10 protein-coding genes are annotated in these 13,031 nt (G+C 71.6%); 5 read left to right on the plus strand and 5 right to left on the minus strand.

Features of this window, described 5'->3' with window-relative positions; genetic code table 11:
- Positions 1-95 precede the first annotated feature (95 nt).
- The 4 genes from ACFYZR_RS21070 to ACFYZR_RS21085 form a co-directional block, all read right to left on the minus strand.
- Positions 96-1,115, minus strand: a complete 1,020-nt coding sequence (locus tag ACFYZR_RS21070) for a rod shape-determining protein (RefSeq protein ID WP_004950903.1) — start codon at positions 1,113-1,115, stop codon at positions 96-98.
- Positions 1,116-1,418: 303 nt separating this feature from the next.
- Positions 1,419-1,832 carry a nucleoside-diphosphate kinase gene (gene ndk, locus ACFYZR_RS21075; RefSeq protein ID WP_391912412.1) on the minus strand — a complete coding sequence of 138 codons (414 nt, stop codon included), beginning with the start codon at positions 1,830-1,832 and terminating at the stop codon, positions 1,419-1,421.
- Positions 1,833-1,973: 141 nt separating this feature from the next.
- The gene (locus tag ACFYZR_RS21080; protein WP_391912414.1) at positions 1,974-2,336 is read right to left on the minus strand and encodes a DUF4233 domain-containing protein; all 363 of its coding nucleotides are present in this window, start codon (positions 2,334-2,336) and stop codon (positions 1,974-1,976) included.
- Position 2,337: 1 nt separating this feature from the next.
- Complete coding sequence (locus tag ACFYZR_RS21085) at positions 2,338-3,885, minus strand: bifunctional folylpolyglutamate synthase/dihydrofolate synthase (RefSeq protein WP_391912416.1); 1,548 nt, start codon at positions 3,883-3,885, stop codon at positions 2,338-2,340.
- A 141-nt stretch (positions 3,886-4,026) separates the two neighbouring features.
- Between ACFYZR_RS21085 and ACFYZR_RS21090 the strand changes: the two genes are divergently transcribed.
- The 5 genes from ACFYZR_RS21090 to ACFYZR_RS21110 all read left to right on the plus strand — a co-directional run bounded on the left by ACFYZR_RS21090 (position 4,027) and on the right by ACFYZR_RS21110 (position 10,161).
- Complete coding sequence (locus tag ACFYZR_RS21090; RefSeq protein WP_391912418.1) at positions 4,027-5,259, plus strand: sensor histidine kinase; 1,233 nt, start codon at positions 4,027-4,029, stop codon at positions 5,257-5,259.
- Entirely contained in the window at positions 5,256-5,942 is a 687-nt protein-coding gene (locus tag ACFYZR_RS21095; RefSeq protein WP_391912421.1) for a response regulator transcription factor, read from the plus strand. The genes ACFYZR_RS21090 and ACFYZR_RS21095 overlap by 4 nt, the downstream gene beginning before the upstream one ends.
- Positions 5,943-6,084: 142 nt before the next feature.
- Positions 6,085-7,212, plus strand: coding sequence for a non-hydrolyzing UDP-N-acetylglucosamine 2-epimerase (wecB, locus tag ACFYZR_RS21100; RefSeq protein ID WP_391912423.1), 1,128 nt, complete (start codon positions 6,085-6,087; stop codon positions 7,210-7,212).
- A 207-nt stretch (positions 7,213-7,419) separates the two neighbouring features.
- Positions 7,420-8,784 carry a glycosyltransferase gene (locus ACFYZR_RS21105; protein ID WP_391912425.1) on the plus strand — a complete coding sequence of 455 codons (1,365 nt, stop codon included), beginning with the start codon at positions 7,420-7,422 and terminating at the stop codon, positions 8,782-8,784.
- A gap of 213 nt (positions 8,785-8,997) precedes the next feature.
- Positions 8,998-10,161, plus strand: a complete 1,164-nt coding sequence (locus ACFYZR_RS21110; protein ID WP_391912427.1) for a hypothetical protein — start codon at positions 8,998-9,000, stop codon at positions 10,159-10,161.
- A 92-nt stretch (positions 10,162-10,253) separates the two neighbouring features.
- Here ACFYZR_RS21110 and ACFYZR_RS21115 read toward each other — a convergent pair whose 3' ends face one another.
- Positions 10,254-12,890 (minus strand): valine--tRNA ligase, encoded by a 2,637-nt coding sequence (locus tag ACFYZR_RS21115; protein WP_391912437.1) that lies wholly within the window; start codon positions 12,888-12,890, stop codon positions 10,254-10,256.
- Between the last annotated feature and the right edge of the window lie 141 nt (positions 12,891-13,031).

Genomic DNA, 13,031 nt, shown 5'->3' on the forward strand with positions numbered 1-13,031 from the left:
TGCGGGCCCGGACGGTCATCGGGAGCGTTCTGCCTGTATATCAGGTTGTTTGGGCGCTGCCGGTGCACCGGGGACGGGATATCGCCACGGCTTGTTCACCGGCGGGGCTGGGCGTCCAGGACCTGCTGGAGCGCCTCGAACTCCTCGACGCACTTGCCGGAGCCCAGGGCGACGGAGTCCAGCGGATCCTCGGCGATGTGGATGGGCATCCCGGTCTCGCGGCGCAGCCGCTCGTCCAGGCCACGCAGCAGTGCCCCTCCGCCGGTGAGAACGATGCCGCGGTCCATGACGTCACCCGACAGCTCGGGCGGGCACTTGTCGAGGGTGGTCTTGACGGCGTCGACGATGGAGTTGACGGGCTCCTCGATGGCCTTGCGGACCTCGGCGGCCGAGATGACCACGGTCTTGGGCAGACCGCTGACCAGGTCACGGCCGCGGATCTCGGTGTGCTCGTCCTGCTCCAGGTCGTACGCCGAACCGATGGTGATCTTGATCTGTTCGGCGGTGCGCTCACCGAGGAGGAGGCTGTACTCCTTCTTGATGTGCTGGATGATCGCGTTGTCCAGCTCGTCGCCGGCGACGCGGATGGACTGCGCGGTGACGATGCCGCCCAGCGAGATCACAGCCACCTCGGTGGTGCCGCCGCCGATGTCGACGACCATGTTGCCGGTGGCCTCGTGGACGGGCAGGCCGGAACCGATGGCCGCGGCCATGGGCTCCTCGATGATGTGCACCTGACGGGCGCCGGCCTGGGTGGAGGCCTCGATGACGGCGCGGCGCTCGACGCCGGTGATTCCGGAGGGCACACAGACCACGACCCGCGGGCGGGCCATCCAGCGGCGCTTGTGGATTTTGAGGATGAAGTAGCGGAGCATCCGCTCGGTGATCTCGAAGTCGGCGATGACGCCGTCCTTGAGCGGACGCACCGCGACGATGTTCCCCGGAGTTCGGCCGATCATCTTCTTGGCTTCGGCGCCCACCGCGAGGATCCCACCGGTGTTGGTATTGATCGCGACGACTGACGGCTCGTTGAGGACGATCCCGCGGCCTCTGACGTACACCAGCGTGTTGGCGGTCCCGAGGTCGACAGCCATGTCACGGCCGATGAACGACATGTTGTTCCCCATGAGGATACGTCTGGCCTTCCCAGTTTGGGCGAATGCTTACTCGAGGTCGGCAGGTGGTGCGCTGCGGGCGCGGAAGCTTCATCGTAGTCTCGCCCACTCGAACGTGGCGCGAGGGTTCCTCCGCCATTGTCGGCGGAACACGAGCTGGCCCCAGTAATGGTGACGTCGTGTCGGAGTGAGAGGTTCCCCCGATCGGCGCGCATATGCCAAGGGCGGCCGAAGGGATTAATCGACCGCCCTGATCAGAATGCCTGTTCGGCTGATCCGGTTGATCCGGTATCAGGTCCGGTATCAGGCGAGACCGGGAAAGAAAATCTTGATTTCCCGCTCCGCGGACTCGGTGGAGTCCGAGGCGTGGATGAGGTTCTCGCGCGTGATGGTGCCGAAGTCACCACGGATGGAGCCGGGAGCGGCCGAGATCGGGTCGGTCGGGCCGGCCAGCGCGCGGACGCCCTCGACGACGCGCTCGCCCTCGACGACCAGCGCCACGACCGGGCCGGAGGACATGAAGCCCATCAGCGGCTCGTAGAACTCACGGCCCACGTGCTCGGCGTAGTGCTGCTCCAGGGTGGCGCGGTCCAGGGTGCGCAGCTCCAGCGCGCCGATCGTCCAGCCGGCCTTCCGCTCGATACGGCCGATGATCTCGCCGACCAGGCCGCGGCGGACCGCGTCGGGCTTGAGGAGGACGAGGGTGCGCTGGCTCATACTGCGGGCTCCTAGCGGGCAGGCGATCGGATGCGTGGGGCGAAGGCTACAGGCCCGCCCGGGCCCGCCGGTACTCGGCCCGGAGGGGCCGGGGCGGGCCCTGGCTCGGCCCGGCGCCCGGGCGGCGCCCTCGCCCGGCGCTCAGGCGGTGCCCTCCGCCGCCTCCGCCTCCGCCGTCAGCCGGGCGAAGCGGGCCTTCGCCTCGTCGACCTTGCGGCCGTAGTGGACCGAGGCCCACCACAGACCGGCGAAGACCACGCCCAGGATGAACATCATCGGGACGACCAGGCCGCTCGCGATCAGGCCCAGCTGGAGCGCCCAGCCCAGCTGGACGCCGCCGGGCCGGGTGATCATGCCGCACAGCAGCACGCTCAGCACCATGGCGGTGCCGCTGACGGCCCAGACCGTGCCCGTGGACAGGTCGGAGGTCTGCATGGCGACCAGGCCGGCGAAACCGATGACGAAGAACTCGCCGATCAGGGTGCTGGCGCACAGCGTCCGCATGTCAGCGCCTCCCCAGCAGCAGCCGGGCCTCGCCGACGGTGATCACCGAACCGGTCACCAGGACGCCCGCGCCGGAGTACTCGCTCTCCTCCTCGGCGAGGGTGATCGCGGCCTCCAGGGCGTCGTCCAGGCGCGGCTCGACCTGCACCCGCTCGGCGCCGAAGACCTCGACGGCCAGGCCGGCGAGCTCGTCGACGTCCATCGCGCGCGGGGTGGAGTTACGGGTGACGACGACCTCCGCGAAGATCGGCTCGAAGGCCTCCAGCAGCCCGCGGACGTCCTTGTCGGCGCTGGTGCCGACGACGCCGATCAGCCGGCTGAAGCCGAACGCCTCGGTGATGCCGTCGGCGGTGACACGGGCGCCCGCGGGGTTGTGCGCGGCGTCCAGCACCACCGTGGGGCTGCGGCGCACGACCTCCAGCCGGCCCGGCGAGGTGACCGAGGCGAAGGCGCGCCGGACCACGTCGATGTCGAGCGGACGGGCGTGCTGCGAGCCGATCCCGAAGAACGCCTCGACGGCGGCCAGGGCGACGGCGGCGTTGTGCGCCTGGTGGGCGCCGTACAGCGGGAGGAAGACGTCCTCGTACTCGCCGCCCAGGCCGCGCAGGGTCAGCAGCTGGCCGCCGACGGCGACCTCCCGGGCGACCACGCCGAACTCCATGCCCTCGCGGGCGACCGTGGCATCGACCTCGACGGAGTGCTTGAGCAGCACCTGCGCAGCGTCCACCGGCTGCTGGGCCAGCACCACGGTGGCGCCGGACTTCACGATGCCGGCCTTCTCCGTGGCGATGTCGCCGGGCGTGGAGCCGAGCCGGTCGGTGTGGTCGAGCGCGATCGGGGTGACCACGGCGACGGTGCCGTCGACGACGTTCGTGGCGTCCCAGGTGCCGCCCATGCCGACCTCGACGACGGCCACGTCGACGGGGGCGTCCGCGAAGGCGGCGAAGGCCATGCCCGTGATGACCTCGAAGAAGGACATCCGGTGTTCCTCGCGTTCGTCGACCATCTCGACGTACGGCTTGATGTCCCGGTACGTCTCGATGAAGCGCTCGGCGGCGATGGGGGCGCCGTCCAGGCTGATCCGCTCGGTGACGGACTGGACGTGCGGGCTGGTGTAGCGGCCGGTGCGCAGGTCGAAGGCGCCCAGCAGGGCCTCGATCATGCGGGCGGTGCTGGTCTTGCCGTTGGTGCCGGTGATGTGGATCGCGGGGTAGGCGCGCTGCGGCTGCCCCAGGATGTCCATCAGGGCCTCCACGCGGACCAGCGACGGGTCCAGCTTGGTCTCGCCCCAGCGGCCCGCGAGCTCCGCCTCCACCTCGCGCAGGGCCCGGTCCACCTCCGGGTCCTCCGGGCGCGCCGGCACGCCGTCGCCCTGCGGCGGGCCCGACTGGGTGCGCAGGGTGCGGCTGCCCGCCTCGATCACGGCGAGGTCGGGGTCTCGGTCGGTCTCGGCATCGACGATCTCCTCGAACCGGTCGGCGGGACCGGACGCACCGGTTTCGCCGGATTCGAGATCGCCGTTCTCGTCATTCAGGGGGCGCTCGCTCACGCGGCCCAGTCTACGGACCGGGGGCGCGCGGAGGGCCGGGGCGTCGCCACCGGCGCCGGTCCGCGATGGAAGCGGGCGCATCCGCTTTGTCATACGGTTCTTCCGGAAGATCCCTTAAGCGAGGTTCCGGAGGTGAGAGTCATGATGTCCTCGGAGGACCGGGACCGCCTCCAGGCGGTCCTGGAGGCCCTGCCGTCCGGCGCGCTCCTGCAGAGCCAGGCCGACGAGGTGCTCGCCGTCAACCGCAGGTTCGTCGCCATGTTCGACCTCGACGGAAGGGCCGACCTCTCCCCCGGCGCCCCCATGCGGACGGTCGTCCAGCTCGTCCGGGCGTTCTCCACCACCGACACCACCGACGTCTCCATGCCCCACGCCCCGGACGAGATCCTGGCCCGCCGCCACGTCCACCGCGTCGCCGAGATCCCGCTGACCGACGGACGGACCATCCGCCGCCAGGTCGAGCCGCTGCGCAGGAACAGCGCCTATCTGGGCGCCCTGTGGACGTTTACGGACATCACCGACGTCAAACGGCGCGAGCACGACCTGAAGCGCGACAACGCCGCGCTGACCGAGCTGGCCCGCCAGCGCAACGCCTTCACCGCCGCCGCCTCCCACGAGCTGCGCACCCCGCTCACCTCCATCAGCAGCTTCGGCGAGCTCCTGGCCGACCCCGCCTTCGGCACCCTCACCAGCGAGCAGGCCTCGTTCCTCGACGCCATCCGGCGCAACGCCGGGCGGATGCAGCGGGTGATCTCCGACCTGCTGCTGACGACCCGGATGCGGGCCGTCGGGCCGGAGCTGGAGTTCGCCCCCGTGGACGTGCCCGGCATGCTCGCGGAGGCCCTGCTGGACCACATGGGAGAACTGGAGGCGGCGGGCGTCTTCGCCGTGCTGGACTGCGAGGACGGCCCCGCCCTGCGCGGCGACCGCCACCGGCTCCGGCACGTGATCGGCAATCTGCTGGAGAACGCCGCGAAGTTCACCCCGGCCGGGGGCCGGGTCTCCATCACGGCCGCCCCCCGGGGCGTCCACTGGGACATCGAGGTCGCCGACACCGGCATCGGCATCCCCGAGAAGTACCGCCACGAGATCTTCACCGGCTTCGTCCGGGCCCCCAACGCCCGCTCCGGCGGCTACCCGGGCACCGGTCTCGGCCTCGCCATCGGCCGCACGGTCGTCGAACGGCACGGCGGCACGATCGCCGTCGGCGGGCGCGAGGGGGAGGGCGCGGTCTTCCGCATCCGGCTGCCGATCGCGGGCCCGCCGGCGGGCGCTCCGGACGACCCGTCGGCGGACGCCCCGGACAGCCCGTCGGCGGGCGCTCCGGACGCCGCTCCGGGCGCCGCTTCGGGCGACGCGGAGGTCACGTCATGACCACCCACGTCCTGGTCGTCGAGGACGACCCCGACCTCGCCCTCGCCCTGCGCGTCCTGCTCACCCGCAACGGCTACGAGGTCGTGGCCGCCGACGACGGCCGGGAGGCGCTGCGGCTGCTGTTCGCCGAGCGCCCCGCGCTGATGATCCTCGACATCGGCCTGCCCGGCCTCGACGGCTGGGAGGTGCTGGAGCGCATCCGGGACATGAGCGACCTGCCCGTGCTCCTGCTCACCGCGCGGGGCGCCGAGAGCGACCGCGTGCGCGGCCTGCGCGCCGGCGCGGACGACTACCTCCCCAAGCCCTTCGGCAACGACGAGCTCCTCGCCCGCGTCGAGGCGCTGCTGCGCCGCAGCGCGCCCACCCGCTGGGCCGGCGACTCCTTCGGCGACGACGGGCTGCGCCTGGTGCCCGAGCGCCGCTCGGCGGTGTGGCAGGGCCACGAGACCCGGCTCAGCGACATCGAGTACCGCCTGCTTCAGGTCCTCGTCCGCAACCGGGGCCGGGTGATCACCACCGATCAGCTCCTCGACCGCGTGTGGGACGACCCGGAGGGCACCGGCCGGGAGCGCGTGAAGTTCGCGGTGCTGCGGCTGCGGCGCAAGCTCCGCCAGGCGGCGGGCGACGAGGCGGCGGACCCCCTGGAGGCGGTCCGGGGGCTGGGCTACCGCTACCGGGCGTGAAGGGCCGATTTCAGCCCGCTCCGGGACCAAAGTCCCGAAATCCGTTCGCTACCGTCCCGCAACCAAACCCCATCCAACCCGGCAACCAAGACAACCCACTCTCTGGAACTGTCACCGCCCCCGACAGCCCCAGGAGCCCCGCATGTCCCTGCCGCCCCGCAGCTGCGCGATCGTTCTCGGTACGCGCCCCGAGCTGGTCAAGCTCACCGACCTCGTGCGCCTCCTGGGACCTGCCGCTCACCTGGTGCACACCGGTCAGCACTACGACGAGGAGCTGTCCGGCCGCTTCCTGACCGAGCTGGGCCTGCCCGAGCCGACCTTCCTCACCGGTGTCGGCGGGCAGCCGCGCGCCGTGCAGATATCCGCCGCCCTCGCCCAGCTCGACGCGCTGTTCACCGCCGAGCCGCCGCTGGCCGTCGTCGTCCAGGGCGACACCAACGCCGCCCTCGCCGGCGCGCTGGCCGCCAACGCCCGCGACATCCCGCTGCTGCACGTCGAGGCCGGTCTGCGCAGCCACGACCGCAACATGCCCGAGGAGCACAACCGCGTCCTCATCGACAGCATCGCCGACGTGCTCTGCGCCGCCACCGAGGACAACCGCGCCAACCTCCTCGCCGAGGGCGTCGCCGACTCCCGGATCGCCCTCACCGGCAACACCGTCGTCGAGGCCGTCCACAACCAGCTCCCCGGCGCGACCGAGCGCGCGGCGCTGCTGGACCGCCACGGGCTGACCGCCGACGGCTACGTCCTGGCGACCGTCCACCGGCCCGAGAACACCGACTCGGCCGAGGCGCTGCGGGCGATCCTGACCGAGCTGGCCGCCCTCGCGACGCCGGGCCGCCCGGTCGTCCTGCCGCTGCACCCGCGCACCCGCGCCCGTATCGAGGCCGCCGGCCTCATGGACCTGCTGGCTCCGCTGACGGTGACGGCACCGCTGGGCTACTCCGAGTTCCTGGCCCTCGCCCGGCACTCCGCCCTGCTGGTCTCCGACTCCGGCGGCATCCAGGAGGAGTGCACGGTCCTCGGCCGCCCGCTGGTCGTCGTCCGCCGCTCCACTGAGCGCCCGGAGGCCATGGCGGACTTCGCGGACCTCGTCGAGCCGGGCCGCGCCATCGGCGAGGCGGCGCGCCGCCGCCTCGCGGAGGGCCCGGAGGGCCTCGCCCGGCTGGCCGCCCTGCCGAGCCCGTTCGGGGACGGGCTGGCGTCGGACCGCATCGTGGCGCTGCTGGCCGCGATCGGCGCGCCGGCTGAGCTGGCCGCCGCCGCGTAAGGCCCCACCCCGCCCCTTCTCCGTTTCCGAGCGGGGCTCCGCCCCCTCGCACCCCCTACCGGGGGCTCCACCCCACGTCCCCGCGCGAAGCGCGGTCGGGGGGTTGGGGGCGCAGCCCCCAAGAAACGGCGAAGGAGCGGGTCAGGGGCCAGCCGCGCGCAGCGCAGCCCACAGCAACCCGCACCCACCCCGCACCGGAACGAGCGCATGTTCTCCAGCCCCTTCCTCCTCGCCTTCCCCTTCTTCCTCCTCGTCTGCTTCCTGCTCTACTGGGCCGGCGCCCGCCACGCGTACACCCGCCGCCCCGCCGTCGAGAACGGCAACCCCGACGCCATCGACTGGCACTTCTTCGTCCCCTGCCGTGACGAGGAGGCCGTCGTCGGCACCACCGTCGCGCGGCTGCGCGCCGACCACCCGGGCGCGCACGTCTGGGTCATCGACGACGACAGCGAGGACCGCACGGGCGCCATCGTCGCCGCCCTCGCCGACGAGGACCGCCGCGTCCACCTCGTCAGCCGGCGGCGCCCCAACGCCCGTCAGGGCAAGGGCGCGGCGCTCAACGCCGCGTACGACGAGCTGAACCAGTTCCTGTCGAAGGACACCGACCGCGAGCGCGTCGTCGTGTGCGTCATCGACGCCGACGGCCAGCTCGACCCGCACGCCCTCGCCCGCGTCAGCGGCCCCCAGGGCTTCGGCGACCCCGAGACCGGCGGCGTCCAGGTCAGCGTCCGGATGCGCAACACCGAGGACCCCCGCCCGCTGCCCGACCGCGGCCGGTTCGCCAACGCCTTCGCCCGGCTGCTGGTGCGCATGCAGGACATGGAGTTCTCCGTCTCCAACGCCGGCATGCAGCTGCTGCGCGGCCGCACCGGCTCCGTCGGCCTGGGCGGCAACGGCCAGTTCACCCGCCTCGCCTCCCTGGACCGCATCGCCGCCGCCGAGCGCCGCCCCTGGCAGCGCGGCGCGCTGCTGGAGGACTACGAGCTGGGCCTGCACATGATCCTCAACGGTGACCGGATATCCCACATAGCCGACACCTGGGTCTCCCAGGAGGGCCTCCCGCACGGCCGCCGGTTCCTCACCCAGCGCACCCGCTGGGCCCAGGGCAACCTCCAGTGCGTCCGCTACGCGCCGCGCATCGTCTCCTCCCGCCACTACGGCGGCAAGGGCGTCCTGGAGACGCTCTACACCTTCCTCCAGCCCGTCGCCCACCTGGTCACCCTCGCGCTGTGCGCGGTCATGTTCACCCTGCTGGGCATCACCGCCGCCGAGGACGGCGTGGGCGAGGCGTTCGGCGGCATGCTGGCCCTGTGGCCGCTGGTGATCGCCCTGGCCGTGGTGTCCGTGACGCCGTTCGTCCTGTGGGGCCCGGTCTACCGCCGGGACCGCGCCGGCGACCGTTCGCTGCTGACCGCCCTGCTGTGGGGCCTGGCACTGTGGCTGTACGCCTACCATCTCTTCCCGGCGTCCGCCCGCGGTTTCGTCCGGATGCTGCGCGGCCGCAACGGCTGGGCGAAGACCCGCCGCAACGCCGAGAGCACCACCTCCGGCCCGGTGGCCATCGAGGCCTGAGCCGCGTACGAGGCCTGCGCCGCGTAGGGGATCCCGCGCGAAACCATGAGTTCGGTCACAGAATTGACCGACGAAGCAACCTTCCGCTCCGTTCCACCATCTGACCGCCGGTGATATTTATGCCCGGAACGGTTCCGGGTGGCGGAACGGAGCGTTGTGCGCACACCACAACTCAGCAACAGATCACACTTGCTGCTGCTCACAGGGTGGGCAGTGCTCTGGTTCATCGTCGTGGAGCCCAGCGGCGGCTTCTCCTGGCACTATCTGCGCACCGGCGGCGAGCTGATCTACGACGGCGGCACCTCCGGCGACGGCGGCCTCAACCTCTACGCGCGCCACCCCGAGCTCCAGATGGGCCCCGTCAGCTTCCTGGTGGCCGGCCTCTTCAACCCCTTCCCGGCCATGGTCGGCCAGGTGCTGGCCGAGGCCCTGATGTCCCTGCTGGGCCTGGTGATCCTGGTCCTGGCCGGCCGCAGCGCCGCCCGGCATCTCCTGGGCACCGGCACCAACCACCAGCGGCTGCGGCAGCGGGTCCTCATCGCGGGCCTGGCCTTCATCCCCATGTGGATCGAGGTCTCGGTCCGTTTCGCGCATCTGGACGACGTCCTCGCGCTCTTCTTCACCGCGCTCGCGGTGTACTACCTGACGCACTGCAACGCGGCCGCGACCGGTATCTGCATGGCCCTGGCCCTGGACTCCAAGCCGACGGCACTGGCCTTCCTGCCGCTGCTGCTGGCGCTGCCCAAGGAGCGGTGGCTGCGCGCGGGACTGTGGTGCGTGGGCCTGGTGGCCGTCGCCTGGCTGCCGTTCTTCCTCGTCGACCCGCACTCCTTCGCCGCCGCGAAGTTCACCATCCCCAACAGCCCGGCCTCCGCGCTGCGCTGGCTGGGCGGCAACACACCCGAGACCCCGAACTGGGCCCGCCCCGCCCAGGCCGCGCTCGGCCTCGCCCTGGGGGCGATCGCCGTCTGGCGCGGCCGCTGGGCGGCCGTCATCCTGCTGGGCGCCAACGCCCGGATCGTCCTCGACCCCAGCGTCTACACCTACTACACGGCCTCCGTGCTGCTCGGCACCCTGCTGTGGGACGTCTGCGGCCAGCGGCGGCTGGTGCCGTGGTGGAGCTGGATCGCGCTGCTCGTGCTCTACGGCAGCGTGTTCGTGGTGCCCGACGAGTCGGCCAAGGGCCTGATCCGGCTGGGCTTCGTGGTGGTGTCCACGGCGTATGTGCTCTTCGCCCCCGTACGGGACCGCCGGGACCGCAATCAGCACAGGCTCCTCGACCGGGTGGAGGAGGAGCCTCTGGAGGGGCCGTGGGGGCCCATGTGGGACCCGGGGCGGACGAGGCCGTGGGAGGCACGGCCGATCACCGAGCGCTGACCTTCGCCTCCGTAAATACGGCCGCGGCCGGGTCACCCCCACTGATGTGGGGATGACCCGGCCGCGCTGCGCCCGGCGTGGGGCTTGGGGCCTCAGGCCGCCGGGAGCGCCGCGAGCTGGGCGCTGATCCGCTCGATGTCGGCCTCGGCCTTCACCAGGCGCGTGCGGATCTTCTCCACGGCCGCCTCGGCGGCCTTGGCGAGGAACGCCTCGTTGCCGAGCTTGGCCGTGCACTGGGCCTTGTCCTTCTCGGCCGCGGCCAGCGCCTTGGCCAGACGCTTGCGCTCGGCCTCGACGTCGATCGTGCCGGACAGGTCGAGGGCGACCGTGGCGCCGGCGACCGGGAGGGTCGCGGTGGCGTGGAAGCCGTCCTCGGCCGGCTGGAGGCGCAGCAGCTGACGGATCGCGCCCTCGTGGGCGGCGAGCGTCGTGCCCGACAGGTCGAGCTTCGCCGGGACGCGCTGGCCGGGCTGGAGGCCCTGGTCGGCGCGGAAGCGGCGGACCTCGGTGATCACCTGCTGGAGGTTCTCGATCTCGGACTCGGCGACGGCGTCGCGGAAGCCACTGTCCTTCGGCCAGTCGGCGACGACGACGGACTCCTTGCCCGTGAGCGTGGTCCACAGCGTCTCGGTCACGAACGGCATGACCGGGTGGAGCAGCTTCAGCGTCTTGTCCAGGACCTCGCCGAGGACGCGCGCGGAGGCCTTGGCCGCCTCGCCGCCGCCCATGAAGGTGGTCTTGGACAGCTCGACGTACCAGTCGAAGACCTCGTCCCACGCGAAGTGGTAGAGGGTGTCGGCGAGCTTGGCGAACTGGAAGTCGTCGTAGAACGCGTCGACTTCGGCGATCGTGGCGTTGAGCCGGGAGAGGATCCAGCGGTCGGTGGCCGACAGCTCCTCGGCGGGCGGCAGCTCGCCCTCGACCGTGGCGCCGTTCATCAGGGCGAAACGGGTGGCGTTCCAGATCTTGTTGGCGAAGTTGCGGGACGCCTGGACCCAGTCCTCGCCGATCGGGACGTCGGTGCCCGGGTTCGCGCCCTTGGCCAGGGTGAAGCGGACGGCGTCGGAGCCGTAGGCGTCCATCCAGTCCAGCGGGTCGACGACGTTGCCGAAGGACTTCGACATCTTCTTGCCGCGCTCGTCGCGCACCAGGCCGGTGAGGGCGATGGTGTGGAAGGGAGCGACGCCGTCCATCGCGTACAGGCCGAACATCATCATCCGGGCGACCCAGAAGAAGATGATGTCGTGGCCGGTGAGCAGGACGTCGGTGGCGTAGAACTTCTCCAGGTCCGGGGTCTTCTCCGGCCAGCCGAGCGTGGAGAACGGCCACAGGCCGGAGGAGAACCAGGTGTCGAGGACGTCGGTGTCCTGGCGCCAGCCCTCGCCCGTCGGCGGCTGCTCGTCCGGGCCGACGCAGACGATCTCGCCGTCGGGGCCGTACCAGACGGGGATGCGGTGACCCCACCACAGCTGGCGCGAGATGCACCAGTCGTGCATGTTGTCGACCCAGTCGAAGTAGCGCTTCGACATGTCCTCCGGGTGGATCTTCACCCGGCCGTCGCGGACGGCGTCACCGGCGGCCTGCGCCAGCGGGCCGACCTTGACCCACCACTGCATCGACAGACGCGGCTCGACCGTCGTCTTGCAGCGCGAGCAGTGGCCGACGGCGTGGACGTACGGACGCTTCTCCGCGACGATCCGGCCCTGCTCGCGCAGGGCGCCGACGATGGCGGAACGGGCCTCGAAGCGGTCCAGGCCGAGGAAGGGGCCGTGGACGGTGATGTTGCCGCGCTCGTCCATGACCGTCAGCGACGGCAGGCCGTGGCGCTGGCCGATCGCGAAGTCGTTGGGGTCGTGGGCCGGGGTCACCTTGACGGCGCCGGTGCCGAACTCGGGGTCGACGTGGGTGTCGGCGACGACCGGGATCGTGCGGTCCGTCAGCGGCAGCTTGATCTGCTTGCCGATGAGGTGGGCGTAGCGCTCGTCGTCCGGGTGGACGGCGACGGCCGTGTCACCCAGCATCGTCTCGGCGCGGGTCGTGGCGACGACCAGGGTGTCATCGCCCTCGCCGTACTTGATGGAGACGAGCTCGCCGTCGTCGTCCTGGTACTCCACCTCGATGTCGGAGATGGCCGTGAGGCAGCGCGGGCACCAGTTGATGATGCGCTCGGCGCGGTAGATCAGCTCGTCGTCGTAGAGCCGCTTGAAGATCGTCTGGACGGCGCGGGACAGGCCCTCGTCCATGGTGAAGCGCTCACGGTTCCAGTCGACGCCGTCGCCGAGGCGGCGCATCTGGCCGAGGATCTTGCCGCCGTACTCCTCCTTCCACTGCCACACGCGCTCGACGAACGCCTCGCGGCCGAGGTCGTGACGGGACAGGCCCTCCTCGGCGAGCTGCTGCTCGACCTTGTTCTGCGTGGCGATGCCGGCGTGGTCCATGCCGGGCAGCCACAGCGACTCGAAGCCCTGCATGCGCTTGCGGCGCGTGAGGGCGTCCATGAGGGTGTGCTGGAAGGCGTGGCCCAGGTGGAGCGAGCCGGTGACGTTCGGCGGGGGGATGACGATGGTGTACGGCGGCTTCTCGCTCTTGGCGTCGGCCGTGAAGTAGCCCCGCTCTACCCAGCGCTCGTACAGCGGCCCCTCTACCTCGGCCGGCGCGTACTGGGTCGGCAGTTCGGGGGCACTGTCGTTCGGCCCGCGGTCGGGGCTCTGCTGAGTGTTCTCGGTCACGGACCGAATTCTACGGGGAGGGGCCGACAGCTCACGAACCCGTTTCCGCCCCGGGGGGACTCCCGTCGGCCGCCCCGCCGTAAGGCTCGAATAAGCGATCGACAAAGATGACGTGCACCTGACCCAGGCCCCCCGCCCGCG

This window comes from Streptomyces sp. NPDC001678, assembly GCF_042892945.1.
GTDB lineage: Bacteria > Actinomycetota > Actinomycetes > Streptomycetales > Streptomycetaceae > Streptomyces.